The organism is Burkholderia sp. AU4i (assembly GCF_000466765.1).
Lineage (GTDB): Bacteria > Pseudomonadota > Gammaproteobacteria > Burkholderiales > Burkholderiaceae > Burkholderia > Burkholderia cepacia.
Genome location: NZ_ASSI01000060.1, coordinates 211,626 through 237,465 on the forward strand (window position 1 = coordinate 211,626; position 25,840 = coordinate 237,465).

The 25,840-nt window shown below is 60.6% G+C and carries 36 protein-coding genes; 7 read left to right on the forward strand and 29 right to left on the reverse strand.

Annotated elements, in window-relative coordinates; genetic code table 11:
• Window positions 1-258 precede the first annotated feature (258 nt).
• The 11 genes from L810_RS49065 to L810_RS47265 all read right to left on the reverse strand — a co-directional run bounded on the left by L810_RS49065 (window position 259) and on the right by L810_RS47265 (window position 11,072).
• On the reverse strand, window positions 259-1,536 hold the full coding sequence (locus L810_RS49065; RefSeq protein WP_257008862.1) for a hypothetical protein: 1,278 nt from the start codon (window positions 1,534-1,536) through the stop codon (window positions 259-261).
• 141 nt (window positions 1,537-1,677) lie between these two features.
• Window positions 1,678-3,681 carry a hypothetical protein gene (locus L810_RS48425; protein WP_021159040.1) on the reverse strand — a complete coding sequence of 668 codons (2,004 nt, stop codon included), beginning with the start codon at window positions 3,679-3,681 and terminating at the stop codon, window positions 1,678-1,680.
• A gap of 503 nt (window positions 3,682-4,184) precedes the next feature.
• Window positions 4,185-5,225, reverse strand: coding sequence for a hypothetical protein (locus L810_RS14475; protein ID WP_051392255.1), 1,041 nt, complete (start codon window positions 5,223-5,225; stop codon window positions 4,185-4,187).
• 420 nt (window positions 5,226-5,645) lie between these two features.
• On the reverse strand, window positions 5,646-6,878 hold the full coding sequence (locus tag L810_RS14480) for a hypothetical protein (protein ID WP_021159041.1): 1,233 nt from the start codon (window positions 6,876-6,878) through the stop codon (window positions 5,646-5,648).
• Window positions 6,879-7,007: 129 nt separating this feature from the next.
• A complete protein-coding gene (locus L810_RS14485; protein WP_021159042.1) occupies window positions 7,008-7,322 on the reverse strand; it encodes a hypothetical protein in 315 nt (104 codons plus the stop codon).
• Between the two features lie 8 nt (window positions 7,323-7,330).
• The gene (locus tag L810_RS14490; RefSeq protein WP_021159043.1) at window positions 7,331-7,735 is read right to left on the reverse strand and encodes a hypothetical protein; all 405 of its coding nucleotides are present in this window, start codon (window positions 7,733-7,735) and stop codon (window positions 7,331-7,333) included.
• 265 nt (window positions 7,736-8,000) lie between these two features.
• A complete protein-coding gene (locus tag L810_RS14495; protein WP_021159044.1) occupies window positions 8,001-8,252 on the reverse strand; it encodes a hypothetical protein in 252 nt (83 codons plus the stop codon).
• 14 nt (window positions 8,253-8,266) lie between these two features.
• Entirely contained in the window at window positions 8,267-8,953 is a 687-nt protein-coding gene (locus L810_RS14500) for a hypothetical protein (protein ID WP_155836255.1), read from the reverse strand.
• A gap of 208 nt (window positions 8,954-9,161) precedes the next feature.
• Entirely contained in the window at window positions 9,162-10,418 is a 1,257-nt protein-coding gene (locus L810_RS49070) for an HNH endonuclease (protein ID WP_051392256.1), read from the reverse strand.
• Between the two features lie 154 nt (window positions 10,419-10,572).
• Window positions 10,573-10,785 (reverse strand): hypothetical protein, encoded by a 213-nt coding sequence (locus L810_RS14510; protein ID WP_021159046.1) that lies wholly within the window; start codon window positions 10,783-10,785, stop codon window positions 10,573-10,575.
• Window positions 10,786-10,901: 116 nt separating this feature from the next.
• Window positions 10,902-11,072: a hypothetical protein gene (locus L810_RS47265; protein ID WP_155836262.1), complete on the reverse strand. Its 171-nt coding sequence runs from the start codon at window positions 11,070-11,072 to the stop codon at window positions 10,902-10,904.
• Window positions 11,073-11,213: 141 nt separating this feature from the next.
• Between L810_RS47265 and L810_RS14515 the strand changes: the two genes are divergently transcribed.
• Complete coding sequence (locus tag L810_RS14515) at window positions 11,214-11,675, forward strand: helix-turn-helix domain-containing protein (RefSeq protein WP_051392257.1); 462 nt, start codon at window positions 11,214-11,216, stop codon at window positions 11,673-11,675.
• Entirely contained in the window at window positions 11,672-12,220 is a 549-nt protein-coding gene (locus L810_RS14520; RefSeq protein WP_021159049.1) for an IS630 family transposase, read from the forward strand. Before L810_RS14515 ends, L810_RS14520 begins: the two co-directional genes overlap by 4 nt.
• Before the next feature lie 224 nt (window positions 12,221-12,444).
• On the opposite strand, the gene L810_RS14525 is transcribed toward L810_RS14520, so the two are convergent.
• The 14 genes from L810_RS14525 to L810_RS14590 form a co-directional block, all read right to left on the reverse strand.
• A complete protein-coding gene (locus L810_RS14525) occupies window positions 12,445-13,068 on the reverse strand; it encodes an NADAR family protein (RefSeq protein ID WP_021159050.1) in 624 nt (207 codons plus the stop codon).
• Between the two features lie 83 nt (window positions 13,069-13,151).
• Window positions 13,152-13,712, reverse strand: coding sequence for a hypothetical protein (locus L810_RS14530; RefSeq protein WP_155836264.1), 561 nt, complete (start codon window positions 13,710-13,712; stop codon window positions 13,152-13,154).
• Between the two features lie 29 nt (window positions 13,713-13,741).
• On the reverse strand, window positions 13,742-14,062 hold the full coding sequence (locus L810_RS49760) for a DUF4326 domain-containing protein (protein ID WP_042974581.1): 321 nt from the start codon (window positions 14,060-14,062) through the stop codon (window positions 13,742-13,744).
• A 17-nt stretch (window positions 14,063-14,079) separates the two neighbouring features.
• Complete coding sequence (locus L810_RS48690; RefSeq protein ID WP_042974583.1) at window positions 14,080-14,439, reverse strand: hypothetical protein; 360 nt, start codon at window positions 14,437-14,439, stop codon at window positions 14,080-14,082.
• Window positions 14,440-14,494: 55 nt separating this feature from the next.
• Complete coding sequence (locus L810_RS14545; RefSeq protein ID WP_021159053.1) at window positions 14,495-14,917, reverse strand: hypothetical protein; 423 nt, start codon at window positions 14,915-14,917, stop codon at window positions 14,495-14,497.
• The gene (locus L810_RS14550; RefSeq protein ID WP_021159054.1) at window positions 14,914-15,195 is read right to left on the reverse strand and encodes a hypothetical protein; all 282 of its coding nucleotides are present in this window, start codon (window positions 15,193-15,195) and stop codon (window positions 14,914-14,916) included. The genes L810_RS14545 and L810_RS14550 overlap by 4 nt, the downstream gene beginning before the upstream one ends.
• Window positions 15,196-15,235: 40 nt before the next feature.
• Complete coding sequence (locus tag L810_RS14555; RefSeq protein WP_042974586.1) at window positions 15,236-15,673, reverse strand: hypothetical protein; 438 nt, start codon at window positions 15,671-15,673, stop codon at window positions 15,236-15,238.
• 18 nt (window positions 15,674-15,691) lie between these two features.
• Window positions 15,692-16,000 carry a hypothetical protein gene (locus tag L810_RS14560; protein WP_042974588.1) on the reverse strand — a complete coding sequence of 103 codons (309 nt, stop codon included), beginning with the start codon at window positions 15,998-16,000 and terminating at the stop codon, window positions 15,692-15,694.
• Between the two features lie 15 nt (window positions 16,001-16,015).
• Window positions 16,016-16,366 (reverse strand): hypothetical protein, encoded by a 351-nt coding sequence (locus tag L810_RS14565; protein WP_042974591.1) that lies wholly within the window; start codon window positions 16,364-16,366, stop codon window positions 16,016-16,018.
• A complete protein-coding gene (locus tag L810_RS14570) occupies window positions 16,347-17,000 on the reverse strand; it encodes a hypothetical protein (protein ID WP_042974593.1) in 654 nt (217 codons plus the stop codon). Before L810_RS14570 ends, L810_RS14565 begins: the two co-directional genes overlap by 20 nt.
• A gap of 263 nt (window positions 17,001-17,263) precedes the next feature.
• Window positions 17,264-17,389 (reverse strand): hypothetical protein, encoded by a 126-nt coding sequence (locus L810_RS49075; protein ID WP_021159057.1) that lies wholly within the window; start codon window positions 17,387-17,389, stop codon window positions 17,264-17,266.
• 110 nt (window positions 17,390-17,499) lie between these two features.
• Window positions 17,500-18,144: a hypothetical protein gene (locus tag L810_RS44025; RefSeq protein WP_155836266.1), complete on the reverse strand. Its 645-nt coding sequence runs from the start codon at window positions 18,142-18,144 to the stop codon at window positions 17,500-17,502.
• 32 nt (window positions 18,145-18,176) lie between these two features.
• Window positions 18,177-18,818: a hypothetical protein gene (locus L810_RS44030; protein WP_155836268.1), complete on the reverse strand. Its 642-nt coding sequence runs from the start codon at window positions 18,816-18,818 to the stop codon at window positions 18,177-18,179.
• Between the two features lie 35 nt (window positions 18,819-18,853).
• On the reverse strand, window positions 18,854-19,228 hold the full coding sequence (locus L810_RS14590; RefSeq protein WP_021159060.1) for a hypothetical protein: 375 nt from the start codon (window positions 19,226-19,228) through the stop codon (window positions 18,854-18,856).
• Window positions 19,229-19,842: 614 nt separating this feature from the next.
• On the opposite strand from L810_RS14590, the gene L810_RS14595 reads away from it, so the two are divergent.
• The 4 genes from L810_RS14595 (at window position 19,843) to L810_RS14610 (ending at window position 22,159) form a co-directional block, all read left to right on the forward strand.
• A complete protein-coding gene (locus L810_RS14595; protein ID WP_021159061.1) occupies window positions 19,843-20,169 on the forward strand; it encodes an H-NS histone family protein in 327 nt (108 codons plus the stop codon).
• A gap of 271 nt (window positions 20,170-20,440) precedes the next feature.
• Window positions 20,441-21,400 (forward strand): SOS response-associated peptidase family protein, encoded by a 960-nt coding sequence (locus tag L810_RS14600; RefSeq protein WP_021159062.1) that lies wholly within the window; start codon window positions 20,441-20,443, stop codon window positions 21,398-21,400.
• A gap of 13 nt (window positions 21,401-21,413) precedes the next feature.
• Complete coding sequence (locus tag L810_RS14605; protein WP_042974600.1) at window positions 21,414-21,779, forward strand: hypothetical protein; 366 nt, start codon at window positions 21,414-21,416, stop codon at window positions 21,777-21,779.
• Window positions 21,776-22,159, forward strand: coding sequence for a hypothetical protein (locus L810_RS14610; protein WP_155836270.1), 384 nt, complete (start codon window positions 21,776-21,778; stop codon window positions 22,157-22,159). The genes L810_RS14605 and L810_RS14610 overlap by 4 nt, the downstream gene beginning before the upstream one ends.
• Window positions 22,160-22,180: 21 nt before the next feature.
• On the opposite strand, the gene L810_RS14615 is transcribed toward L810_RS14610, so the two are convergent.
• Window positions 22,181-22,624 carry a hypothetical protein gene (locus L810_RS14615; protein ID WP_063625731.1) on the reverse strand — a complete coding sequence of 148 codons (444 nt, stop codon included), beginning with the start codon at window positions 22,622-22,624 and terminating at the stop codon, window positions 22,181-22,183.
• A gap of 106 nt (window positions 22,625-22,730) precedes the next feature.
• Window positions 22,731-24,410: a helix-turn-helix domain-containing protein gene (locus L810_RS14620; RefSeq protein ID WP_042974606.1), complete on the reverse strand. Its 1,680-nt coding sequence runs from the start codon at window positions 24,408-24,410 to the stop codon at window positions 22,731-22,733.
• 339 nt (window positions 24,411-24,749) lie between these two features.
• On the opposite strand from L810_RS14620, the gene L810_RS14625 reads away from it, so the two are divergent.
• Window positions 24,750-25,049 carry a hypothetical protein gene (locus L810_RS14625; RefSeq protein ID WP_021159067.1) on the forward strand — a complete coding sequence of 100 codons (300 nt, stop codon included), beginning with the start codon at window positions 24,750-24,752 and terminating at the stop codon, window positions 25,047-25,049.
• Between the two features lie 103 nt (window positions 25,050-25,152).
• Here L810_RS14625 and L810_RS14630 read toward each other — a convergent pair whose 3' ends face one another.
• Window positions 25,153-25,434 (reverse strand): hypothetical protein, encoded by a 282-nt coding sequence (locus L810_RS14630; protein ID WP_042974610.1) that lies wholly within the window; start codon window positions 25,432-25,434, stop codon window positions 25,153-25,155.
• 160 nt (window positions 25,435-25,594) lie between these two features.
• The coding region (locus L810_RS48110) for a hypothetical protein (protein ID WP_162175288.1) at window positions 25,595-25,840 on the reverse strand (246 nt) is incomplete at its 5' end.

A 25,840-nucleotide genomic window follows, 5' to 3' on the forward strand; every position in this document is an offset into this window, starting at 1 on the left:
GATACGGCGCGGTCAAGCATCGGGCTTGGTTCACCCGCCATCGCGTTCCAGTGGCCGGAATGAAGCTGCTGCCGCACCTTACCGTCAACGCCCATGTGCGAAGAGCTAGGCACCACGCGGCCTCCATGCGGCCGTCTGGCGGGCCTGAAACCGGGGAATTCTCCAAATCTCGTGGATCGAGAGCGCCAATAAAAATGCCCGCCGGGCAAACCCCTCGAAAAGGGCTTGCAAACGGCGGGCAGGTTCCAGCTTGATAGATCACATACCAGGTGCCGGCGAGCAGTCCGGCTGCTCGTTGCGGTGGTTTTGCATACGCTCACGCATTTCAACCTGGAAAACCTTCGGGTCCATGAGGCCATACCGCGCCATCATTTTCGTGACGTCTTCCAGCGCCATGTCGCCTCTTTCGATTCGATCCGTCAGGAAATCACGGATCTCGTCTTCTCCAAGCTCCTGCTCGGCTTCCGGCAGTTTCCATTGCGCTTTCAATGCTCCGCTCGCGGTCCGGATCTCTCGCAGCAGATCGGCGATGCCTTCCTGCAGTTCATCGCCTTCGAAACCGACGATGAATGACTCGGCCTTGTCCAAGGTCGCGATCACCTTTGCCACCGCCATAACCTGGCCGTTAAGGTGCGCGACGCCGGCCGCATGATGAGACGTCTGCGTCAGATTCACGATCGCGCTGGCCTGATGCCGCTCAGGCAACACAGCCGACGCGCGATCACGAAACACCTTCAGGGCTGCAATCGTGTCGTCCACGTCGCCGATGAGGTTCCCAACGATCTTGCCATTGGGGTCGCTCCGCAAAGCCTCATCCCAGTTGTCGATGAGTTCCTTCGCCGCAGCCTGTCCGGCATAACCAGCCAGATTTGGCTGGAACACCGGCTCACCGCTGGCCCCATCCGACTCGACCAAGGACGCCAGGGATTCGCGGATGCCATCGACCGTTTTCGGCAGTTTCCCGCTTTCCACGGCTGCGGCCATGAGACGGTCGTAGACAGATTGCTGCTCCTGATTCATCCGGCCATCGATCCGGCGCGTGCTGCAGTGCGTTGCGCCGGCCGCGAGAAGTCCGGAAACGGTCGTCACGCCCGATACGTTTGCTGCGTTGACAACTCCGATCACCAGCAGTTCGAGGTTGGACCGCTCTTCGGGGCCTGCAGGGAGGTCCCAGGAAACAAGCGTCGCGCGATCTTCGTCATCGAGGCAGATCCCAACGTGCGGGACCTCGGCCTTATCAGCGATGAAGTAATCGAGCAACGGGCCCACTTGCTGCAGTTTCCGGTCAGCCAAGGTTTCTGACGAAACCTTCAGCTTGCATCCGATCGGATATCCCACAACACCATGGTCTTGGTAGCTTACTGCCACACACTCGGGCGTTTCGCGCTCGACTGATTCGACAACGGCGTACTCGAAGTCGGCCGCGGCGCGTTCCTTAAGGAACGGACACGAGTTCAAATCTACCTTGTCGCCGACCTGCAGACTTTCAACGGCCAATTCCGCGACTTCCGGCAGTTTCCCTTGTTCATTGGTCATGTTGCTTCTCCAAAAATTGATGCGAGAAGCGTCCCCGTAGCGGAGAGCGCGCTCCCCGCGAGGGTTTAAAAGTCAATTACTGCCCGCCGGGCAAACCCCACAAAAGGGGTTTGCCCACGGCAGGCGGCCCGGCTCGATAGATCACATACCGGGCGAAGGCGAAACCGATTGGCCGTCTTCCTCCGGATCGATATCGAAGAACGACGCATCCGATCCGAGCTTGGCTGCTTCGGCGTCAACCTGCTGACGCGTCAGGGCTTCGTTCGAGACCACGGCGAGACCACCGCCGATATAGCCGCCCTCACCGCACTCGTATGCGATATCGCGAAGCGACGTCGACGACAAATCTTGCCCGTCGTCATGCAGCACCGTGAACTGGATTACCGTCTTGCGAACCTTCGTCGGTTCCCCTTCCGGCAGTTTCCCGGTCTGCTCAACAGCAGCAGACAAGTACGCACGAGCCTGTTCGAGAGCCGCGGATTCCTTCATTGAAGCTGACTTGCCATCAGCAATCCACGCTTCCAGAAGGCTCGAAGCTTCGTCGAGGACCGAACGAACCGAGCGGTCACCATCGAGCTTGTTACCTCGACGGACGTTTTCGACGTCGCCCAGCACAAGCTCAACGGCACAGCCTGGCGAACCTGCCTTCTCCCAGCGCTTCTCCAGCAGATCAGCGACCGAGTACAGCAGGTCGTTCACCGGTAGTTTCAGCACATTTCCCACACGGAACTCTTGCGGTGTCCATGAGGCTTGGAAGCACTGGATAACCGGCGTCACCGCTTCTTCGAGCGCGTTCAGGTAGGCCTGCTTATCCGCCTCCGTGCCCTCCGTTTCCAGATGGTACGGGCCGACGAATTTTTCGCTTTCACGTGCAGCAGCGTACCCACCGAGGACAGCGGAATACAGAGTGAAGAACCGTGCGTCATGGCTGAAAAGCTCCTCGCCGAACGCAGTGACTTCCACACCATCTGCGAAGCGAATCTTCAGGAACGGAAGCGCCTCTTCATCCCAGTCCGTCTCCTTTTCTGGATCGATACCGGCACTGACGATTTCTGCCGTTTGCCCAGAGTGGCCATGGTAGACCGCGTTGTGCTCGGACCGATCCTGCAACATTGAACTGAAGACAACTTTCAGCCCAGATGCAGCTTCCAATGCCGACGCAACCTTAGCCTCGAATGCAGCGACCGGAGACACCGATTCCTGCAGTTTCCGGGTGAGGTCGAGCGCTTCTTCGACCAACATCCATTCCGAGTCGCCCTTCGACGAGACCGGAATATTTCCTTCCATCCGCTCCTTCGTCGTGAAACGAGTCGCAGATTTGAGGTCGCCCCAGCCGTCGTTGTTCGACCAGAATGCGCCGACCGCACCATCAAGATCTTTGTCGCCTTCGCTCAGTGAGCGGATGACGTACTGGACCTGATGAGTTTCCGGCAGTTTCCGATCCGTTGGATTTCGCTCCCACGAGTCTTTGGCAACATCGCCCAGCTGATCCCAGCCTGGTCGCCGTGCTCCATCCTCGTAGTTTGGCTGAGCTGCCAAATCACGCTCATATGCAAGCTGAACGGCCGACTTCTGCAGTTTTCCGTCGGTAGCCCACTGAGGAAGCAACTCGATAGGCGAAAGATTCCATTCTTCCGGGTCCTCGCTGACGTCGTTCGCCCCGAAAAGCGACTCAGACACATCATCCTTCTCTGCTTGGGACAGCGCAATCCACTTCAGACCATCGTGCGCCTGCGCGGCAACGAGCTTGTCGTTCGCGACATCGACCACGATACGGCATTGCGTTTCCGCACGGCCAGGTCCGAACAGATGGTTCCAGTTGCCCTCGAAAAGGCGGGGCGACAGGACGGTGTTCGGAAATTGATCGGCGAAGGTCTCATTGACCCAAGCGACCAGATCTCCACCATCGACATCACCTTCTTTCCCGAAGGCTGGGAAGATCGCACGGATATCCTTCAGAAGACCCTTGACCTGTTTGATCTCGTCCAGGTGCTCGTTCATCCAGTCAACGAGATCGGCGCCCGACACATCTTCATCCTTGCGAAAGCCTGGGAAGACGTCCACGAGACGTTGCGCGAATTCCAATTTCGTCAGATTCCCGTCGCAACGGTTGTTTTTTGGCAAGTTGTTGCTTTGCTGTTTCATGTGAGCTCCATTGAACCGCGAAGCACACAGCCCAACGGGACTGAGATGCCCCGCTTGGGTTTGAAATAGTGCTGGGGTATCCCAGCCCAAAGATGAACCGAGCATCGCCTGCCGATCGGCCTACTGCGCGAAGGCGTTTCCGCCGGCGAGCATACTTGCAACGGCGAACGAAATGGCGACGACCGGGGACATTGCGATTTTCAGCATGGTTTGCTCCCGAGAGAAAAATTGGGACAAACCGACCGCTTTGGGGAACAAAGCCCCCAGAGGGAAAGACAGGAGGCCGCCAAGCGGCGGCACGAATCACGGACGAGAAATCGACCGAGCAGGCTGGAAAACGGACCAGCTACCGAGGGAAAACGGTTACGAGTATAGCACCGGACTTCCTGGTGGGAATCATCCTGATCGGAATTTGAAAATGCGGTAGCCTTAACGATCAGGATGTGCCTGCTCTCGCGTTCTGACGCTCGCGAGTTCGCGTTCCCTGGAAGCCTCGAGCACCGTCAACGGGTGCCGTGCGTCGACAACGATCTGCGGTCCGATATCTTGCGTGCGCGCTCGTCGAGTTCGTCCTTCCAAAGTTCATGCACGGCGTCCAAGACCTCCGTCGCCTCCGGCTGTTCAGCGGCGTCGTCCTCATCAATTTCGATCTCTATCAATTCGGACCTTTCACCGAATTGCATCCAACACGTGACATCGAACGCGTACTGAAAGAACATGCATACGACAGTCCCAAGCTGAAGGCTGAGGTAGTCGTATCCACCTTCGATCACAACCGTCTTGGCGTCGCACGTGATCAAGCATCCCTTCCCTGGCGGCCCGACGTAGACTCCGATCCGAAACACGCCACATCCGCGGATATTGCTTTTTCTATCTACCAAGATTAGGCGGACATCCTTGTATTGAATGACGGACGACATATCGCATTCGACCACTGGCGACGACACCTCGGCCCGGCATACCTTCTCCGCAAGAGCCGCCACGCTCGCTCCGCGCGTATTGCGAATCCGCGCAACGAATTTCGCAATCAACGCGGTCGCGTCCAGGTCCAGCGGCAGGGTCTCGTAGCAGGCGAAGCATTCACCCTGCCCGTAATCATTCGAGCCGTAGTCAACCCCAGGGGACTCGCGAGGGAAAAAGCGATCGTCGGCCGCAAATGCCTGAAGCCGCGGCGTGCCATGCGGCACGTCAATCAGTCGCTTGGGCCGACTCAGAATGGAATGATTGTCTGCACGAAGCGTCCAGTCCGCCACGTCCTCGGCATAGGGTGCGTCGTCGCCAAGTAGCTCCTGCAGCTTTTCGACCTGGTGCTCGTAGAGCTCGTGCAACCGTTCAAAATCTTCTGTGTCAGGATCGAGTTGACCGAACAGGGGTGTAGGCGTTGCGAACTCGTCGACCGAGCTCTGCAACTCATGCCAATTCCGATACCCGAAGATCTTCGCTACCCATTCAAGCGCAGTCGCATATTGGAGGTTGGGGAAAGCGGCGGTGAGACTCTCGGCGACAAGCTTTGGTCGCTTCGTGTTGCGAAAGTAGGTACGCATGGACGGACTCCAGTAGGTTGAACGCCTGCGTTCCCACTTGGCCGGGCATTCTCTGGGGTCTGAGAAATCGGCGAACTTTTGCTGCACCGGGCCTGCTCGAGGCTTCACCATGACGTGGGAGGTAGGGACCGGTCTTCCCTATGGGTGAAGAGTATAATAGCAGCTCACTTCGTAATAGGAATCTGAAATTTCGACACCTATCCCGCCAGAGTGACAGCTGCTCTCAAGAAGCGACTTCGTGCGGACGGTCGTCCAATTACAACCCTCCTCCATGCACTATTTCCCGCATGGGCGCACGCACCATCGTGGTCTGTGCGACTACGAGGACCCACCTTCATCACCTTCCCACGCCGGGCGGCCAGCGCGCTGGCCAGCGCGAGCGTAGGCCTCGATCACAGACTGGTTCGGATTCGCCGTTGCTCATCCCTCGTCCGTCGACACGGCTTGCGCGGGTCGAGCGGCGATCGTCGCGCGGGCTACACGAACCACTTCGGCAGCGATCAGTGGGTCCGCCGCGAACCACCCGTTGCATCCTGCCGCAGCGAAGATCTTGCGCACGGTATCCTCGCTCGTCACCTCGGCATGCGATGCGACCCGGGGCGTGGGTGAGAGCAGCCAGCAGTTCCAGCCGCGTCCTTCCGAGTGTGCGAATGCCTCACGCCCTTCTTTTTCGGATTCGAAGATGGCGAGGCCCCGATCCGCGTCGTCGAACATGAGCAACCACCGCGGTTCGCGACGATCGCCAGGCTGGCAATAAGGGCCGACGCCCGTGTTCGCAGGATCGTCATGCCAGGCGAACATTTCGCGACCGGTCACTGCAACCTGTCTTGCGACAGCGGCACCGTCAAAGAGAGACACGATGGCCTGCGCTGCGGTCTCCGCGCACCTGAGGACGTCACCGCCGCGGCTCGCCGTGCGGATGCCGTTCTGCACCAGAGCTACGACGGACGGCTCGTCCGCCCGAAGTTCGACGATGGCGCATTCCCGGAGCTCGAACGAATCGGGCGCCCGATCAATCACGACGCCTTCACCGCCGGCGTTGGGCGTGCAGAGGTATCGCGCAACACGGCCGACTGGCTGCGCGGCCGCCAGATCAGAAGCGTCGGGGTAGAGGAAAGCGCGGGCCGCCGCTGAGAGCGTCTCGTCGGCCTCGCCTGCCGTAGGCTCGGCCGAAGCAGAGGCGATCGCATATCCTCGTTGCAGTCCATATTCGAAGGCCTTCCGCTCGGCGCCAGCAATCGCTGCACGCACTTCGTCAGCGTCATCAGTTACGGAAATCTGCGGCTCCCCATGCGTGGCGATGCGCCACATGGTGTGTTCGAGATTCACGCGAGCATCGTTCAGCGTTGCCTCAGCAGGGGCTGCGGCCGCGACGAAAAGCACTTCGCCTTCGAAGCCGTGGTCGTGCGCATCGTTGATTGCTTTGTCGATCGTGGCTTGATCGTCGGTAATCCACGGCGTCCAGTCGAAACCCGGCACGCGGGTGCGAAAGCCGACCGGCACTGATCCCACGTTCACGCTGGCAGACGCAAGCGCCGCCTCGATGCAGTTCCAGACGTCCTCGAACGTGTAGCTGTCGCCGGTACGATGCCGGCCGCAGGCTTTCGAAATGATCGCTTCGATCCGCGCTTCGGGCAGTTGGGTCGTATTCATCGCGGTTCAGTCCGGTTAAGTTGCGGTGATTTTCCTGGTGCTTCGTGCATCCCAAGCATCAGCTCAGTTCCGATGCATGAACGCTGGCGGCGAGTGTCGCGCCTGGTGCTGTGCTGGACTGGTTCCCGTTTATGGGGAAGTGGCTACCTTTCGTGCGGTCGCTCGACGTTCATGCTGCTTCCCGACCGAATTTCCGTGCTCATCGCCGTCGAACGTTATCGTGACTGGCCCGTGGCGCATGTCGCCCGTCATCCGGCCGTTGAGGGCGCGCTTCTCGGCAGCGTTGAGGTTGCGCCACTTGGCGATCCAGAAGTCGCCCACGAGCAGACCGCGCGGCGCGGGGCCTTGCATCTCGCCAACGGAAATCCCGCGTTCGCGGCACCACTTTTCAGCGGCGTTGCACGCCTCGAAATCGCCCGACTGATCGAACACGATGGTCACCATACAATCGTCTACTCACCATCCAGACTGCCGGCGGGCATCGCCGCGCGAGCCCCGGACAGCGTCTCGCGCCGGATCGATGAGGCGAACGCCAGCAAATCCGCATAGCCGATACTGCTGATGTCGCCACTTCGAGCCTGGATGAACTGATCGACCAACGGGCGCACGGCCGAGATCTCAGCCATGACTTCGCTGAACGGACGCTCCAGCGGACCATCCAACGACGGTGCATTCCCCGCTTCCTGTCCAGAGGCGGAAGGAGCAAGAGCAACGAGCGCGTATTCGATGTCGCTGTCACCCTGCTTGTCGGCGCACCACGAAACTTCGTGGAGGCTCCCGAATTCGAATTCACCGGGCGGCAGGTCGCCGACGTTCAGATATATGCGCTGCGGCGCATTCTTGATGTTCGTATCCATCGACCTCTTCTCAGTGAGCATTGCCGCGACTGGCGGCGAGTGGAAGATCACGATACCCTTTGTGCAAGGCAATTCAAGGTGGCCGCGCGAGCCGTGCAGTTGGCCTGATTTACAGAGTTCGAACCCGCATCCCATCTACTTCTCGTCGGGAAATGACGAGCAAAGTGTACCTGCCGCCCGGGCGTTGAAAAAATAAAAGCCCGCTGCTCCCAAGGAGGCGCAGCGGGCATGGTTGAAGGTTAGATGCTACCAGTTGGCTGAATGGTCAGCTTTGTGTTCGACAAGCCAGCCGTTGATTGGTCTCGACGATAAAGTCCGCTTCCTCTGCGGTCAGTCCATAGTCGCTCGGGACGGCGGAATCGGCCATACCAACATCGAAGTACGGCTCGGTAATGAAGACGCCGTCGTGCGCGATACCGACCTGCGGATAACTGTTGTCCGTCATTTCGACTTCGAGCCGGCCGCGTAGCGAAACCGGAATACTGGCCGCCGGAAGATTCAGTTCGTCGAGCGTCATTGGGCTTTTCGTTTTCATCGACATTTTGCCTCTCCAGTGTATGCAAGTGGTGCCCCGATCCGCAACGCATCGCAGCGAAGTCGGGCGAGAATTTCCGCATTCGACTCCCGCCTCACACTTGGCCTGACATCGCTCGAACGGGTTGCGATCGGAGTGATTCCACCCGGATCGAACACAACGACCCGGCCATGGATACGGCCGATGTTGTCCACGCCCATCTCGCCCCAATCAAAGCCTTTCGTGCGTAGCACCTCACGCATCCGCAGTGCATCCGCATCGGAAACGGATTCGGTATCCGCGCGTTCCGTGAGCTCATACCGGAGGTATCCAACGGTGCCGCTTGCCAGCGTCTGCAACACTTCCGGGATGTCCGGACGAACTGCAAGATCGCCCAGGCCCAGTCGCAGCACCCGGTCTTCGCCAGCCTTCAACGCGACCGACGATGCGCCGCCGCCGAGAGGCCCCAACGTCACGATTCCGATCTCGTGGATGCGGTCTGCAAGCGCAGAAAAATCTCGCGAGCGGAGAATATCCTGAGCGATGGGATCGGACCACTCATCTACATATGCCCCAAAACTCACTTTCCGGGTCGACGCAAGCAGGGCGTCTCGCAGGATCGTGCTGGGTGTCTCGGCTACCCGTCCGATCCGCTTAGTGGCTCGAGCAGAAAGCTTGTGGACCGATTCGACGTGATTGTTCATAGACCTGCTCCTGAAAAATTGCGAAGCAGGCTCCCTGCGGGAGTCTGCCCCGCTGGGTTGGATGTGCATCAACGTGCGATTGAATCGCGGGATACCCCGCTGGCTGGCTGTCGGCCCAGCTACCGTCGAAGTGAGCCTCCAATATACCCCAAGTTCCTGTCAGGAAGCTATCCGCGGGTGACGGCAGGCTCGCCGCGAGGCGGTGCGGCTATCGGTTGTTTTCAGCTTCGCGGAAGCTTTCGTGGCGACGCGCCAGACCCGTTGCCGAGGGCTGGTCCTCTGATCGATCCGGAATGGTCTTCAGGCGTTTTCCGTGATACTGCCAGTAGTCCGTGTTGGACAACGCCCTGGACACATGGACAACGCATCGCTCGTCGACTGACATGAGGTTGAGATCAAAAAGCGTGTGGATGTCGGTACGCAACAGCAGGCCGTTACGGGTCGAGTAATCCGTCATAAGCGAGTGCGGCACGATGTGCGCGGCCTCGAGCAGCTCGACCACGCGGGCGCCGGTGACCGCGCAGCTCTTCCGGTAGGCGTCGAGCAATTGCCTACGGAACCGCTGCTGTCCGCGGCGCGTCTTGATCGCGCGATTCTGGACCTCGTCGTAGGTTGCGTCCTCGTCGTATTCGATGTCGCCGTCAGCCTCGATGCCGGAATCCTCCGGTTCCACCTCTCTCACGACAAGGCAGTCACCCGTACGGCTATCGTAGGCGTGGACGAACCACTCCGCGACGTCGAGATGCCGTCGTGCGACCGACGAGGCACCCTTTCCCAGCTCGTCGACCCGGCGGCGATTGCCTTCGCAGAGGATGGCACGCGCCGCCATCCCCCTCCGGAACGACTCGTGAATCGCATCATCCAGGGCTTTGGCCCGCGCCGCCTGATCGTGCGCACGCAGGCGCATTGAAGCGTCGGACGCTTCGTCTCTTGCGATCGCCAACAGGGCATCGCGCGTTTCCCGCACATTGCCGTCGAAGACGATCCGGCCAAGTGGATCGGTTGTCAGGTTCTCGTACCAGAAGCACATGGCGAAACCCTCGCTCACCGAGCCGAAGCACCATTCGTAGCAGAACCGCGGGTTGGACCTGAAATTCTCGACAGGATCGCCATGCGAAGTGCGGTGCCACTCCTCCACCGAAAACCCGGCATCCTGCAAAAGGTCGTAGAGGAGCCCCTTGGTTTGCGGCTTCAGGCCTTCCAGGTCGGACGTCATCCCACCGGCGCGGCGGAAGGAGACATGCCGGCCAGTGAGGTCGAGACGGACCTGGCGCCAACCCGCGCCGCGCCATAGCCGGCCCGGATGTCCGTCTTTCACCCCGGAATTTGACCAGTAAGGTCGGAACCGACTGGCGGTCGCAGGCAGGGAGAAGCCGAGGATCCGCTCAATCTCCTCGAAGGAGAGCGTGACCTCGTTCCCGTCCAGATTGCGGAGGTAGTCTGCGAGGGGGGCGTATTTGGACATTGTCTTGCTCGCACGTTGGAACCGAGGGGGCCGCGATCAACGCCCGGGAAGACTGCCCAGGAGGGTTCGCGCTTTCCCCGCAGTCGCAGAGCGTAGCACGACACGGACGGCGAGTTCCCTTCCCTGCAGGAACCCGTCCAGATCCTTCTGCGAGTCACGAGCACCGCGCGTAGCGGTTCTTCGCGACGTCCGGCAAGGCGTCCCTTCCAACGATCGCTTCTGCGAGGTCAGCTGCCCTGTTCCAGCCAATCCTCATCTGCCTCTGGATATGCGCGACGCACACCCCATCGAAGGCGATGATCTGACTTGCCTGCGATATCTCGTTCGCCGTCAGCGGTACGAGTGCTGCCCTTTCGAGAATGCCCATGTTTTCTGCCCTCCTCTCATCAATTGTCGCTTGCCGGTCGCCGGCGCCGCGCCGGCTACAACGCAAGATCGCGACCGGCCGGTAGCGGGACGCTTCCGCGTGACGTGGCTTCCCGGTCAGATGACGACGGTCGGCACGCCGCGGGCCGCCGGCGGGATCCGGGCATGTTCCGTCATGGTGTATTCGGTCCCCCCGACGATCGTCATCTTCGTGACGCCGTAGGCCGCGCCGGCGACTTTCACATCGACGGTTTCCGCACCGCCCAGCACTCTGTCGAGATCGTTCACGAGCGCCGGTGCGCCAGCATCCGGCAGCGATCCGACAGCGTCATCGGCCTTGCTCCGACCGGAGACGATAAGTGTTTTGCGTAAACGGATTTGAAGTTCGACCGTTAGGTATGCAGATCATGAAAATGGAGCTGCGTGCCGATGAAGTGTGTGTTGCGACTGACCGAAGCGGAGACGCTGACCTTGGAGCAATTGGCCTTGAATCACCGACATCGAGACATCAGGACGCGCGCCGCGGGACTGGTGCTGCTGGGCAGTGGCCTGACCGCTCCCAAGATAGCCGCACGACTCGGCGTCAGCGTGCAATCGCCCTACAACTGGGTCATGGCGTGGCGCGAGCGTGGCGTGGTCGGCCTGCTGACGGGACACGGAGGCGGCCGCCCGCGCGCATTGCCCGATCCGATGGTCGCGGCGGCGATTCAGATCGCTACGACCGCCCCCCTCACGCTGGCCCAGATTGCCCAGCGCCTCGAAGCCACGTTCAATGAACCGCTGCCGTGCCGGCTCGAAACACTGGGCATGGCGCTCAAGCGCGAAGGGCTCTCGTTCAAGCGCAACCGTTACACGCTCAAAAAAAACGCGACGAAGAGGCATTCGCCATGAAGCAGACCACGCTCGCGAAGCTCCAACAAGCGGCACGGCAAGGCGTCGTGCGGCTGCTGTATCTCGACGAGGCGGGCTTCTGCGGATCGCCGCCGGTTCAGCGTAGCTGGTCACCACGGGGTCTGCCTCACGAGATCGAGCCCAACCATCACTGCCGGCGCAGCGTGATCGGCGCGCTGGATTTCGGCTCCAATACGCTGGTTCATGCCGCCCATGCGAGCACGATCAAAGGTGCGCATGTCGAGCGCTTCATCGATGACCTGCTCGCTGCCGGCGACGGCCGGCCAACCGTGGTCGTGCTGGACAATGCCAGCATCCATCACGGCTTCGATGAAGCAACGCGACAACGCTGGCTGATCGATCACCACGCTCTCCTGTTCTACCTGCCCGCCTACAGTCCCGAACTGAACATGATCGAGATCGTCTGGCGGCAATTGAAGTACCGATGGCGTCGCTTCGTCACCTGGACCAAGGAAACCATCGACGCTGAACTCGCGGAGCTCCTACGCGGCTACGGCTCCATTTTTCAAACCAATTTCTCGTGAACACTTATATCTGCCTCCCTTCACCTGGATCCAGATGGACGAGTACATCCCAAAGATCAACTGATCGAATGGCTTCTGATTGACGAGATTAGTGAGAGCGGCGGTTTGAGGCATAGGTTCTCCTGGTGGTTTGATGACTACAAAGCGACGACTGGTTACCGAAATTACGCGGGTGTGGTTGCCGAGGGATTAGCCCGTACCCGGGTTTTGCGGTCGCCGAATTTTCATATTGCACTTGCAATGGCTGCTGCGTCAGTGATGATCAGCGCTGCACGCAGGGGCTCCGCACCATCGTGAAGGCGCGCATCCAGATCAGCGTCCGGAAATGTCGTTCCAGCGAGCTCCGCGCGAACGCGCATGAGCATCCGCCCGAGATAGTTCTGGCCACGACCATTGACGATGCCCCACCGACGGCCGGCGTCGTCGTCGATCCGGCCGGCCTCGACAATCTGGACGTCGCCTGTTGCGAGCAGCAACTCGCGCAGATCGGCGTGCTGCACGAACTTCGCACGCAGACAGGCAAGCATCCACGGGTAACGCAGCCGCGACCAGCCCGGACGGGTATGGAAGCCGAGCAGCGCGTCTGCCGTCCGCCCCATGATCTCGGTCGGATCGGGCTCGTTTGAAGGCAGGACGTGGGCGGCGAGTGCCACCAGCGACGGCGACGGCGCGGACATCAACCAGGCGCGCACGCGCGGATCACGTGGCTTGAGTGACTGGTAACCGTGCTCAACGGTCGGGAACCGCGAGTCGTTGATCTCAATCTCGCGCCGAAAGAGGTTGCTGAACGCGCCGTATGGCTTTTCATTGGCCCGGTAAAATTCGATCGCCTGTTTCATCGCGTCCATAACGCAGTCGTTTCCCTAGTCGAATGAATGCAGCAGTGCTGTCCGGTACTTCCGCTCAACTCCCTCGGCGATTTCGATGGCTATCAGGCACCCGTTCCTCGAAATTCGTCGGATTCGTCGTCTCGCAGCCAACGCCGACCTTTACCCCAAACGTCCTCGAGCGGGATCTCACCGGCTTGCATGACGAATTCCGCAGGATCGAAGCGCCGACACGACCGGATACCCGACTGGATCAGATCGAACAGTTCCATCGGCGCACCGATCGTGCGCAACGCACGGACCAAGTTCGTGTTTGAATCAACCAGCACGACGAGCATGACATTGCTGTCCGGCCTTTCCTCCGCCCACGTCTGCATCACGTCGACGTGGGCCACAATCGGTGCTGTCAGCGGCCAGACCCTGTCGCCGCCCGTTCGCAGTGCGAGCATCAGCATGCCCAGTGGCAGATCGGGCGTCTGCAACAATGCGAGGGCATGAGGAATGCCCTGCACGCCGGCGATATCCTCGTCCGAGACGTCCGGCAGTTGGAGAACCATCGTCAGCACGTCGCTGACGATCGTAGCTGCCAAAGCCATTTGGCCCGGGCCGGGCGATTCCAGCGGAGAGGACTGGCCTACCGCGATGGTCGTTGCGCGCACCTTCATTTCTCTTTTCCCATTACGCTTCTTCCTTCCTATTCGTTCGCAAGCTTCAACAGCACGCTTGCGTGGCAGCAATCATCCTCGTATGGCTGTTCGGGCTTCGGACACCAGCACCCAAGATTCTTCCCGCGGAGCTCGGCACGTGCTGCCGCGACGAGCCGCTCATTCAGAGGCGCGAAGCCAAGGTACAGGCTCCAGGCATGCCGACGATCTCGAACGACGCAACCCGGCAGAAGCGGAGCCTCTTTGCCGACGACAAACGGATTTCCCCACTTCGTCGTACGGTCCACCTTGACGGTATTCGGAGGCATCCGCCAGCCCTTGGTTCGCATCAGTTGCACGCGCTCAGGCATACGATTACCCCTGTCCGTCAGTAGCCGAGCAGATCGCGAGCCGCGCGCATCGTCGCAGGAATCACGTCATGCTCGATGAAGCTCCTGCCGCTTGTGTCGACCACAGTTGTCGCCACGGTCAGTGTGCCGTCTCCGTTGAAAAGCGTCGGTTCTGGCCGATCGTGCTCGTTGATCCACTCGATCAGGCGGGCGACCCGGACAGCTGTCTGGTAAGCGGCGTACCGCTCAATGTCGTCCGCGAGCCGGGCTTCCTGCACACAGCGCACGCAATAGGCTCGCCCCAGCGCGATCGCATAGGCAAACTGTCCGCCCAGCTTCTCGCGGGCTTCGGATTCCGGCATATCGTCTAGCCAGAAGATTCGGTCGTCTGGAATCATTTCAATCCTTCGGACGCCGCCCGCAGTTCGGCACCCACACATCGAATTTCCCCGGTTACCGGCTGTCCAGCGCCGGCGCAGCCGAAGCCGACACGTTCTCTTCGGGCCAGATTTCGCCCCGGCACCAGTCGATCCTGCAGCACCGAAGGTCACCCATCATTTTCTCGATCATTGCGCCGTAGAACTGCTCAACCGAGTAGCGCGTCTCGAGCGAGGACGGACCCATGAAGTCGATCGCATGGTGACCCTTGATCGGCGCGAGCAGCAAATCTTCGGCCGCATTGTGCCTGCCGGGCAACTCGAAGCGCGGTTCCATCAGCGCTTGCGTGTACGCGGTCAGAAGGACCTTCAGCACGTCGACGTAGCGCATCTCGGGGTGATAGATTGCACCGAGCACGTTGTCGCGAATTCCCTGCCACGTCGGATCGCAGTTTTCCCGCTTGATGTAGCGGAAAAGCGCCTTCAGCGTCTCGTTCATCGGGTTCCCCGCGCCGGCGCGAATTTCGCAGCGAGCTTCTTGAGTGCTCCCCAGAAGCCCTTGAGATCGTCGGTCGCAGAAGATGATGAGACCGGCCCGCAAAAGGCCCATTCCAGTGCCGTCAGAACCAGCGTGCCGATCTTCACGATCGTCCAGAAGTTATCGGACTGGAGGATCAGCACAAATTGGCGCAGCACATCCTTGTCCGGATTGACGGACTGCAACCCGAACAGAAACGCAATCCCGACTACGTAGAAGAAGTTCTTGATGAGTGGCACGGTGACTCCGATTTGATGAAAGTACAGTTGTCTACCCGGTTCAGGCGCGCACGCCCGTAATGTTGATCCGGCCGGAGATCCGCCCGACCTTGTACCGCGCGACTATCGACGAGCCGCGCAGTGCCTTTTTATAAAACGATTCGGTCACGTCGACCGAATCGCTGCCGATCCCGATATCGACATCGAGCGTCCATCTATCCGGATGGAAAATCGGTGTCGGCATGGAGGTCTTGGTCGCCGCGTTGTACACGTAGATGTACTCTGTGTAGGCCGGCCGGAAGGCTTTATCCCTCACGGTTCCCTCACTGCTGGCCTCGGGCATGCCACAGTAATCGAGCAGATGGTAGATGCTGGCCGCGCCGAGGCCGACCAGGATCACGACAAGCGCCAGCATCAAGAGAAGAAGGACGCTGCCAATGATGGTGCCGACCGGCCAGTCCATCAGGCCGTCCAGCAACGTGCTGACGATGTCTCTCACGAATCGCACCGATCCCGGTTAGGCCGCCACACGCTGTTGGGGCTCGACAAATTCGACATGCCGAAGCGCGCACAGGCCAATGAAATCGGCCTTGCCGAATGCATGGATATAGGAGATTCCGCGGGCACACACCATGAACACCTCCTCACCCCGATGCAACGCGTATTGCGTGCGAGCAACGTCCCGAACGGTACCAACCCCGGGCATTTCGTAATCGACAATGCAGATGATGCTGGCCTCGCAGGCTAACCCGGCGAGGCGCTCGTAGTCTCTCGATCCGGCATACCCGGCAAGCACGAATTCCGGTGGCTGTTGTTCGGTGGTCATGGAAGGTTTCCTTGGTCAGTCACGGTCTGACGTCGTTACACGGATGCAAAGACCTCTCAGGGCGCGCATTTGCTCAGCCTGATGCTGCGCAACGACCTCCGGTGTCAACGTGCTCGCGTACCGGATGTTCTCCACTGCCGAACAGAGGTTCAGCCACAGTTCCTCGTCAGAAACTGCCGGTATGCCCGGACGGTCGCGAACGCCGTCAACCGAAAACGAGACGACGTCTTCAGGCATGCATTCGCGAAGCTGCTTTTCGTCGTTCGCATCTTCTTCACCCGAAAGCGAGCCAACAGCGGTATGGATCGTGAACTTGAACCGGAGCGTCATTCTCTTTTCTTCCTTGTCAGCGGATATCTTCGACATACCGCGGCGCAAACTCCGCCGGTTGGTACCGCCATGCCTCGATAACCGCAGACAATCGCTCTACGGCCAGAGCTTTGTCCCGATCACACATGAGTTCGTAGATCGCGAGCATCTTTCCTAACCAGACGGCCTGCCCGTGATTGCCACAGGGCTGCTGCACAACCGTTGTCAGCTGGTCCGCCCGCTCACGAGACAACGTGTGCAGATTCCAGGCAAACTCGAGCATCTGCCCGAGAGTCATTGCGCGCCGACTGGAGATCTCGCCGCCGAGAGATTCGACTTGACGGATTTCGTAGTCGTACAGCGGTACCTCATAGGCGCCGGTACGACCCGCCACCTCCCTCCGGAGTCTAGAGGCGATCGTGTTTAGCACGTGACCATCGTGCGTGTGGTGATAGTTCCGGTCGATATCAGCGCGGATGGCCTCGAGGCTCGTCGCAACTGCTCCGGCAAGCGTGCTGTAGTCGGAACTCACCTGCTTCAACTCGCCCGCAACGCTTTCCGCTGCCTCGCGTTCTCTAAGCAGGCAGTTGGCCGCAAACCGCTTGTCCGACCGGTACATTCGAACGGTAGTCACCAATGCAAGGCATAGCAGCGCATTTGCGGCGATCGAAATCCAAAGGCAGTACGTCATTTCCGTTTTCCCTTGTGTCAGCCTGCAGAACCCACGACGTGCAGCGCCATCGCCACGCGCCGCCCCTTCTCAATGCAGCGACGCGTCGCTCCTCAGCTCCGCAACGATAGTTAGCGGTCCCGTCTGAATTCGCGCGGATTGTAGACGGCGCGTTTCCGGTCCTGTTCCGCGCGAACACGAGCCTTTCTTCTTTTCCGGATGACGTACCCGGCAACAACGCAGAGAATCCCGGCGATCAACGCAACTGCGTGTGAAGTCATCGTCTATTCCAGTCCGGAAATCCCCGGCGATTTGATGCCGTCCTCGTAGAACGCCCGCGCGGCCCCCGAGTAGTACGCGATCTTGCCGCAGAGCCGGCATTTCATGCGGTGCAGGTCGATATCGTCCATGGTTGAGAACTCAACGTGCTCGACGTCGACGACCTCGTTTCCGTCCGGATCTATCGACCGGTTCGCGACGGGCCGCTGCTCGGTGTGTCGGCACGTGTCCTGGTCTCGCGTCAACATCCTGCTTTCTCCCATCTGGCCGATCCCGTCTGTCCGACCAGTTCTTGCATCAGCGCGTACGTCTTCGGCGCCTGCTTGCCCGCCGCCGTCTCTTCGGCAAAGCGCGCCGCCAGCTCGTCCCATCTGGTAATGAGTCGCGACCATTCGGGGGAAACCTCGGTCATCTTCTGCAACTGGTCCTGCGCGCCCGTCGCCTCAAGGAACAACAGGCAACGCCGCAGATCGTCCGGATCGTGGGGGAACTCCGTTCCGGCGTCCGGCGGCACGCCGTAGATGGCCTTGCACATCGCATTCGACGACTTGCCTCGCTCGCCCCTGCGCAGCCACATGGCGACAGCGATCAGACCGAGGTTCGTTGCGGCGAGGTAGTCAGCATGACGCTTTGCCGAAACCGGGAGATCGACCTGTCGCAGCTCGTCGAGCGCGGTCGGCTCGCCGATGACGAACGTCGCGCCGATGAGGTCTGCAATATCCGTCGCCATCAGCGCCTTCTTGCTGAATCCGTGAGTCAGCATCGCGAATGAGGACAGCGGCACTGACCCATAGACGATCCGACACCCGCAGATCGTCTTGATCGTGAACCCTTCATCGCCGACCACATCGAGCCCACCCAACTGCATCCTGAATTCATCGCTCATCTCAACACCCCCTGCTGTCCGCTGCCCATCGGTTAGGCCCGGCAAAACTTCACCGTACCGGAACGTCGCTGCGTTTCAAGGCTCCGGCCGGCCTCACTCCCCGCTTCGGTACCGAACGCGCCGCCACGGCTGGCCTCGTGCGACATCGGCCAGGAGCAGGTCGAGATCCTCCACCGACACTTCGTCGAGTGCCCCGAAAAAAGTCGCTTGCCCGTACGGTTGTCGTAGGTCACGCTGTTCGCGTCCGGAAGCAGGAAGTGCCACCGGATGCGAACGCGGTCGCCTCGCCTCAGACTCCAGAGAATCTGTTCCGGAAACGGCAGACCAAGGGCATACCAGTCCTTCTCTTCGATCAGCTTCTCGATATCGAGGCGGCGGATCTGTTCGCCGGCCGCGCGGCGCTCCTCTTCACGCTTTTTGACGCCATCGTTCCATGCCTCCTCGAGCTCGTCGGCATCGCGCAGCAGGTTCGGGATCGGCTCGCCGGCGTACTGGTAGCCTGCGCGTGCGGCGAGCCGGTATCCTTCGGCGTAGTGTTGGTTGAACGCGTCGCTGCCGATCTCGTCTGCGACGATGCGCAGTCGCATCAGCGCATACTCGCACCGCGCGTCCAGCGCCAGCGAGAACAGGCTGTCGTATCCTTTCCGTTCGGGATTTTGCGGTGGTCGGGGCATGTCCCCTGAGGAGTGCGCGGCGTGCATGTCTGCACTTACAGGTCGATGCCGGTGTTTCCGTTGATCGCCTGGGCGATAAGCCGTGCGAGATGAAGCGCATCCGTCGTATCCGTCACGCCCACCTCCACGCTGACCGCGCCGATTTGCTCGGAACCAGGGAGCGGCTGCGCCTCAGCGATATGGAAGGTCACCGAGAAAGTGTTGTCCGCGCCATCCGACCAGTCGAATCCAAGCAGTTCGCGGCCGCCGTACCGATACGGCATCAGGGAGACTTTTCGAGGCGCTACGGGCAAGCTGGCTTCGATCACCTTCCGGATATCCTCGACAAAACGTATCGCGTCAGCGCCGGGCACCGGCTTGTTCATCGGGCCCGCCTCGATCAGTACATCGCTCGCAACTTCCATGTTCATCCCCACTTCCCGCGTTATGCGCCAAGATGGCAGGGTATGGAGAGCGCGACCGGACAGCAATCCCGAATGAGCGTCCATTCGGGCATGTTTCGCTCAATTGCGCAAGCCGATGTGCCGTTACGACGTCGTCGGCGCCGAGATTGTCGCGTCCGTCATGAGCCCCCTGTTATGTCGCGGTCAGAGCAAGGTGCTGACCGCTTGCTGTGGCAGGCTATTTCAGGTACAAAACCGGCAAGGGAACTCCCGACCCCGGCCGCCCACACTGGCAAATCTCCGTTGAGTTCGACTGACTAAGAGCAGAGCGTAGTGCACTCGACAGTTCTTTTTTGGAACCCTGTTAAGTAGGCTCGCTGGCATGCGCTTTCGTCTCAATCCATTGCCTTTCAGTCGTATCCCCGCCTTGTCGCACATGCAGACACAGGAGTGGGCCTCGCAAATCCTCGGATACCGTAACTGGCACGAACTATCCAAATCCGTGGTTCCCGCTGTCGAACGGCCGGAGTCCTAGGCCCATCGTGCGTCTGTTCTGGGAATCTCCAGCTTCTCGAGATATTCCGCCGATCGAAGTGCTTCCTTTACCATCTCTTTGTTTTTGAACTGCTCTTTGAAACATCGTGACAACTGAAATCCAGAATCTCCAAGCACAACTGCGCGATTTGAATATACGTCTCGCAGACATCAAGAAGGATGAGAGGCAGGCCTATTTGGCAACCGTGCGTGAGCATGTTGCGCTATATGGCATCACGGAGGAGGAACTGCTGCGTGCGGCGGGATTCCGGAAGGCGCGCAAGCAGCGGGCGCCAGCGCAATACTATGATCCGTCCACGGGAAAGTCGTGGTCCGGCCGTGGCCCACGCCCAAAATGGCTCGAGGGCAAGGCGCTTGACGACTACTTGGTCGACCGAGCCGCGAAGCCATGGTGGCCCGGCGACGGTGCATAGAACTTAGCGGGGACAGCCATCACCATCGACCCGGCAGGATATCAGGCGATTCCGAGAATTCAGACGGCATTTCTTCGTCTCGTCGCCCGCACGCACCTGCCGCTTTGGTGCCTGCGGCACGGGCTTGGCCGCCATCTCGTCTTTCGTCCCCTTCCGTTGTGGCTTTTCCAGTCGCTCGTGTCGGTCCTATCCCGCGCGCACGGCGCGAATGTCGCTCTCGTCCGCGTCTCGTCCATTATCATCGGGTGAACCCAACAGACCGGAGGTTGCCGTGTGCTATTCGGCTCAGATTGAGGCGGATTACCGGAAGTACGTGAGGGAGTTCGGTGCGGACCTGGACATCGACGAGTTCACGCACCTCTTTTTTGAGCGCGTCCAGGGCAGCAAGGCATTGGTGCCGAAAGGCGTCGAGGACGCGTTCGCCAATCCGACGACGGACAAGGAGCGTCAGGCAAAGACATTCATCGACGAGTTTCGCGCGCAGCAGGTGACGAAGCTTGAGCAGGCCATCTTCAAGCAGCGCGAGCGGCTGGCCAAGGCAGAGCGGGTGCTACAGACCAAGGTGACCAAGGCCGCCACAGAAGACAAGCGCATCGCGACCAACAAGATCGATTGGTCGCTGCGCCAGCTCGAGGACCTTCGGCGCACCACGCCGAAAGACCGCGATTCGCGAATCTTCCCCAGCCACTACGCGCCGGTGATGGTGATGGAGAACGGCCGGCGCGTCGTCAAGCCGATGCGGTATCTCTGTCGCATTGCGGGCAAGCCGGCCAATTACGATGTGCGCTTCCCCGGGACTTACAACTCGCGGCTCGACAACCTCGAGGGCTTCTGGAAGCCGCTCTTTGGCCACACGCATGGCATCCTCATCGTGGACAAGTTCTTCGAGAACGTGAAGCGTCACAACCTGGAGCACCGCGAGCTCGCCGAGGGCGAAGAGGAAGAAAACGTTGTGCTGGAGTTTGCACCAAATCCGCAGCATCGGATGCTCGTGGCCTGCCTGTGGTCGCACTGGTCGAACGGCAAGGACCCTGATCTGCTCTCCTTCGCCGCCATCACCGACGAGCCCCCACCCGAGGTGGCGGCCGCCGGCCACAACCGCTGCATCATTCCAATCAAGCCTGAGAACGTCGACGCCTGGCTCAACCCGGACCCAGCGAACCTCGCGGCGCAGTACGCGATTCTCGAAGACCGCGACCGCCCCTATTACGAGCACCGACTCGCCGCCTGAATCCGGCCCGGGCATGGCATTCGATTCCTCCTACACAGAGCCGGTAGAATCCGTTCAGGCGGCGTGCGCAAGCTTTTTCGACGGGACGATGATGACGGTAATAGTTCGGGAAGTGGTGGACGGCTGGCTGATCGCAATGAACGATGAGGTCGGCAAACGCGCGGCCTCGGGCGCGGTCTTTCGCATGGGTCGCATGTCGACGGATGGACGGTATCCAGTCGTTGAAACCCGCCAGCCCGGCTGGAGTTCAGGCGCGCGCTATTTCATGCCGTTCAAGGACGAGGCGGAGGTACGCGAGTTCTTGTTGGGCCTCGGTTTCACGGAACTGCCTCGCTGGACGCCGGGCACACCGCTACTCTCGCTCGACGGGCCGCGTTGACCGTCGCTTCAGCGATCGCGCCTGCCATCACCGGCACGACACGCTGCAGGTATTCGACCATCGAGCCTGACCTTTTGGCATCGGCAGCGCTCATATCGGAGGGTATCGTGACGGACTTACCTCAGCCAGATTTGCCTCAAGCCGACGGCGCCGACCCGGCGACGGTGTTCACCGCGGCGCTGGGCGTTCTGTTCAAGACACACCCGGACCCCGCCCATCTTCTTGCCGAGTGGGAGAAGATCGCCTCGCAGATGCCCCTCACGGTCCTGAAAAACGGCGCAACAAACGTTTCGCACGACGCGAACGTCGTCATCGCGCAAGGACTACTGCACATTGCACGCATGGCCGCTGACGGCGCCAGGCCAGGCGGCGGCGCGTAACCGAATGCCCGGGCGGCACGCTCAGGCTTGCTGGCCGTCCGACTCCCCGTTTTCGCCCGACCGCGCCGACTCCCTCGGGTAGTGCTCGGTCATGTAGACGCTCGCTTCCTCGGTCGTCTCAAACGTCCGGAGAACCCGCATCTCGTCGTCCGGCCTCTGCGGCATCAGTACAAGTTGCGGCTTCACGTCGAGGTGCACAACCGGGCGCTCGCGGAATTTCAACCATTCCGCCAGCTTTTGAGCAGCGAGCGCGCAGGCCTTGTCGTGGTCCTCGGCAATGCCGTACGACGTTGACCGGTCCCACGCGCCCCCGTCCAGGCACCTGACTGCAATGCTACCGTCAGGTCGCGTCACGCCGAAGGGATGATCCCACCAGGCGTCCAGTTCTTCCTTGGTCCGAGCATCGTTGGGCGTATCGTCGAAGTCGCGCGGGAGCTTCGGATCGAGAGGAATTCGGGCGGGCATGGACGCTCCTCAGACGGGTCGGAACGCCTATTGTGCCCGATCAGCGCGAGCAGCTATCCACAGATGGGTTGCCGCGCTTTGCCGGCCCCGTGGACGCCCTCGCGTCTCAGGCCGCCATACTTTCGGCCGCCGCCGCACACGGACTCGCGCCGCGCAGCGTGTAGACGCCGAGGGACTGCGTAACAACGATGGGAGACCTGGACAGCAGACCGCGAAGGGTCATCTCGTTCATTTCGCCCGTATCAACGAGATCTGCCGCAAGGGTTTCCCAGCTCAAAGTGGGGCCATGCCGTTTAAACGCCGAATACAGCCGATATTCCTGCTCGGTCAGTTCGCTCTTTGGATCAAGGGGCGTGGCAGGACGGTATCGCCCTGGCGCTCCAGCGAGGAATCCGGCTCGCGCCAGGATCGCCGTGGTGACAAACCACGGCGGTACCGGGTATTGCGTCGCGCAACGTTCTTCCCGGCTTAACCGTAGTTCCCGTATGCGTTCGACGGCGCCCATCGCAACATCGGCGACGATCGGCGCGTCGGCGACAGAGGAAACACGCCGGAGTGCGACGATCACGGGGTTATTGCGCAACGATTCCCCGTACCAGAACCACTCAGGGTTTTTGCGCTCCCTACGGTCGAGCCATTCAAATCCCTGCGCCTTCTGAATCACTTCCCGAATGGAACCGACAGCCTCGATGCTCCAGCCCAGCTCTATGGCGTAGCCCATAAGGACGCCGACGTGCGCCGCACCTACGGCCGTGATCATCGACTGGGCCATCTGCCGTACGATGGCCGTCCGTTCGTCTTCGACAGGCGCCACAGCCGAGTCATCGTACAGATGCGTTTCGAGAGACAGGAGCGGCTTTTCGAGGATGTCCATGGCGAAGCGCCAGGCGTCTTCAATACGCAGCCCCTCGCCGAGCAGCGGGCGCAGAGCGATTTCCAGACGCTCGGGAGTGCATGGAAGGTGCTGTTTTGCCGTGGCGTCGAGCAGATCGAACGTCCCGGCAAATTCCGCCGGTAGTTCCGACGCCCGCTTGCGCATCACGCCCAGGATCTGGCATGCGCGGCTCTCGGTAATCCCGTATTCACTGGCGACGGTAGCAAGCGTACGTCCGCCGGCGTTCACCCCATAGCGCATGGCGAAAAGAGCCGCGTTGCGCTCCGCCGTTGTTGGCGTCGCCAGCGCGAGGATTCTCCCAGCCTCGAGGATGATCTGCGCCGCCGTACGGCTGTCTGCTGCCGGTCCCGCCTGCACGGGCTGCAGCGACACCGACGTCGCCGGATCTTTGCCCATAAGCCAGCCGGGCTCAACCTGCAGCGCCTTCTCCCACGCGTCGATCTTGTCAGCACCGAGGGAATGCGGAACGCCGGCGTTCTCCCACTGCCTGAGCGTGACGTCCCGAACCTCAAGCCGCAACGCGAGATGATTGCGCGCGATGCCCAGCGTTTCCCGCCGCATCCGGGCGCGATCACCCGCAGTACGCAGACGGGCCTGCAAGGAGGCTTCCGGCGAAATCCGCGGCTCGTCGCCCTGTGTTGGCTGTTCCGTACTGAACACCCAGCCTGCCGACACCTTCAGCGCACGCTCCAGCCGTCGCACGTCAGTGCTCCGGGACATATAAGCCGGCACGCCCCTTCGCTCCCAGCGGGTGACAGACGACAGATGTATGCCACTGGACTCCGCCACCGATTTCCGGGATAAGCCCAAAGCTTCGCGTCTTTTGCGGATTCTGTTCGCGATCGCGATTTCGGGCAGATTGAGCGACCCCGTTTCAGAAAAACTCATCATGTTCGCAACTCTCTTTCGTGCTCTCCTGCAGGCTGGATCGCCCGCTCCGCGCCGCCGCGACCATTGCCGCGCGACACCAATATTCCTTATTTACGGCGAAACATAACGGTTCTTAAGGTAGGGGCAAAAAACTCCATGCGATATGGATATGCCCTGCTAGACAGTGGAAACATCCCGAAGCATGCTGGTGCTGATGGCCGCTCGTGGCGTTCCGACTGCCGTTGACACCGACCGGAACACGTGCCACTTTGGATCGAATAAGCCCGGAAGACTGATGCGGTTTATCCGGGCGGCGGCCGCCGCCCGGGCGAGCACACGGACAAATGGAGAGGAAATATCGTGAGCAACGACGAAACACTGAGCAACAAGGCCATGGACGCCGCAGTCGAAGGGGTGATGGCGCAGGAGCGCGAGATATTGGACGAGAATATCCGCCGCGCTCGCCAGCCTCGCATCGACCGCGTGCAGGAGGGGCTCCGGAAGGTGAGTCCCATCGCTGGGCAGCGCCTGCCGGATGTGAGCGAAGCGGATGCGGCGCTCGCGCGCACGCTGCGCCACCAGATTTACGAGGCCCCGACCGATGCGGCGCTTGCCGCGGCCGAAGGGTTTCTCGCCAATCTTGGCGCCCTGCCCGACTAAGGCAGACGTAACGGCGAGGAGCGCCCCCCGTGCGGTGGCAACAGGGGCGGCTGGGCATCCGCCGCCCCTCTGCCTCGATCAGAGGCTGACGCTATCCCTTGCCTCAAAACTTTATGCTAAGCGTCGAGCCTCTCGGACCTGACACTCGATGGGCGGTTTCAAAATCGCCGTATACGCCCTTGAAGCGATGTACATCCATCGTCGGATCGAGGGCTTGAGCGATGAAGACGAACTGGGGGTCCGTCTGAGCACCTATTACCTCGACCTCAATTACCCTGGACCCCATCCTATCCTCGGGGCGAACCCGATGAACACCAGCGTACTGATCCCCGCCCATTGCGTTATCAAGAACAACGAATACGTTCATCGCTTTCCCCTTGCTCATTGCCTATCCAGTCAACGATCGTATCCGAATTTCTCTCCGCACCAAAACCCGGCTATCGTAAGCACCGCAAGTCCGAACAGGAAGTACCAAAACCCCGCAGGGATGTCTACGTCGATCATGCCGATCATGGATTCAACTTCTTCGAAGTGTTCAGTCGGTGTCAACGGGTTTCACTAACTGACGGCAGCTGGATGCCCTTGCGCGTGGCCACGTCAAGCGCATGCTGGTCGTGACTCAATGCTGCAAGTTTGTCCGTCACGTCGAGGTAGGCCGTCTCATACTGTTCTTCCGTGCTTGCGCCGACGAATAGACTTTCGGCCCTTCGAAGCAGGCGCTCGGCCTCGATCAGGCCAACCTCGCGATTCTTTTCACGTTCATTGAAGCGTAAGCGCGAATTTAAGCGCAC

Coding starts and splice junctions, on each gene's coding strand:
- L810_RS49065 (WP_257008862.1), bottom strand. CDS start 1,536: ATGACCAATGAACAAGGGAAACTGCCGGAAGTCGCGGAATTGGCCGTT.
- L810_RS48425 (WP_021159040.1), bottom strand. CDS start 3,681: ATGAAACAGCAAAGCAACAACTTGCCAAAAAACAACCGTTGCGACGGG.
- L810_RS14475 (WP_051392255.1), bottom strand. CDS start 5,225: ATGCGTACCTACTTTCGCAACACGAAGCGACCAAAGCTTGTCGCCGAG.
- L810_RS14480 (WP_021159041.1), bottom strand. CDS start 6,878: ATGAATACGACCCAACTGCCCGAAGCGCGGATCGAAGCGATCATTTCG.
- L810_RS14485 (WP_021159042.1), bottom strand. CDS start 7,322: ATGGTGACCATCGTGTTCGATCAGTCGGGCGATTTCGAGGCGTGCAAC.
- L810_RS14490 (WP_021159043.1), bottom strand. CDS start 7,735: ATGGATACGAACATCAAGAATGCGCCGCAGCGCATATATCTGAACGTC.
- L810_RS14495 (WP_021159044.1), bottom strand. CDS start 8,252: ATGACGCTCGACGAACTGAATCTTCCGGCGGCCAGTATTCCGGTTTCG.
- L810_RS14500 (WP_155836255.1), bottom strand. CDS start 8,953: ATGAACAATCACGTCGAATCGGTCCACAAGCTTTCTGCTCGAGCCACT.
- L810_RS49070 (WP_051392256.1), bottom strand. CDS start 10,418: ATGTCCAAATACGCCCCCCTCGCAGACTACCTCCGCAATCTGGACGGG.
- L810_RS14510 (WP_021159046.1), bottom strand. CDS start 10,785: ATGGGCATTCTCGAAAGGGCAGCACTCGTACCGCTGACGGCGAACGAG.
- L810_RS14515 (WP_051392257.1), top strand. CDS start 11,214: ATGAAGTGTGTGTTGCGACTGACCGAAGCGGAGACGCTGACCTTGGAG.
- L810_RS14520 (WP_021159049.1), top strand. CDS start 11,672: ATGAAGCAGACCACGCTCGCGAAGCTCCAACAAGCGGCACGGCAAGGC.
- L810_RS14525 (WP_021159050.1), bottom strand. CDS start 13,068: ATGGACGCGATGAAACAGGCGATCGAATTTTACCGGGCCAATGAAAAG.
- L810_RS14530 (WP_155836264.1), bottom strand. CDS start 13,712: ATGAAGGTGCGCGCAACGACCATCGCGGTAGGCCAGTCCTCTCCGCTG.
- L810_RS49760 (WP_042974581.1), bottom strand. CDS start 14,062: ATGCCTGAGCGCGTGCAACTGATGCGAACCAAGGGCTGGCGGATGCCT.
- L810_RS48690 (WP_042974583.1), bottom strand. CDS start 14,439: ATGATTCCAGACGACCGAATCTTCTGGCTAGACGATATGCCGGAATCC.
- L810_RS14545 (WP_021159053.1), bottom strand. CDS start 14,917: ATGAACGAGACGCTGAAGGCGCTTTTCCGCTACATCAAGCGGGAAAAC.
- L810_RS14560 (WP_042974588.1), bottom strand. CDS start 16,000: ATGACCACCGAACAACAGCCACCGGAATTCGTGCTTGCCGGGTATGCC.
- L810_RS14565 (WP_042974591.1), bottom strand. CDS start 16,366: ATGTCGAAGATATCCGCTGACAAGGAAGAAAAGAGAATGACGCTCCGG.
- L810_RS14570 (WP_042974593.1), bottom strand. CDS start 17,000: ATGACGTACTGCCTTTGGATTTCGATCGCCGCAAATGCGCTGCTATGC.
- L810_RS49075 (WP_021159057.1), bottom strand. CDS start 17,389: ATGGACGATATCGACCTGCACCGCATGAAATGCCGGCTCTGCGGCAAG.
- L810_RS44025 (WP_155836266.1), bottom strand. CDS start 18,144: ATGAGCGATGAATTCAGGATGCAGTTGGGTGGGCTCGATGTGGTCGGC.
- L810_RS44030 (WP_155836268.1), bottom strand. CDS start 18,818: ATGCCCCGACCACCGCAAAATCCCGAACGGAAAGGATACGACAGCCTG.
- L810_RS14590 (WP_021159060.1), bottom strand. CDS start 19,228: ATGAACATGGAAGTTGCGAGCGATGTACTGATCGAGGCGGGCCCGATG.
- L810_RS14605 (WP_042974600.1), top strand. CDS start 21,414: ATGGCATTCGATTCCTCCTACACAGAGCCGGTAGAATCCGTTCAGGCG.
- L810_RS14615 (WP_063625731.1), bottom strand. CDS start 22,624: ATGCCCGCCCGAATTCCTCTCGATCCGAAGCTCCCGCGCGACTTCGAC.
- L810_RS14620 (WP_042974606.1), bottom strand. CDS start 24,410: ATGATGAGTTTTTCTGAAACGGGGTCGCTCAATCTGCCCGAAATCGCG.
- L810_RS14630 (WP_042974610.1), bottom strand. CDS start 25,434: ATGAGCAAGGGGAAAGCGATGAACGTATTCGTTGTTCTTGATAACGCA.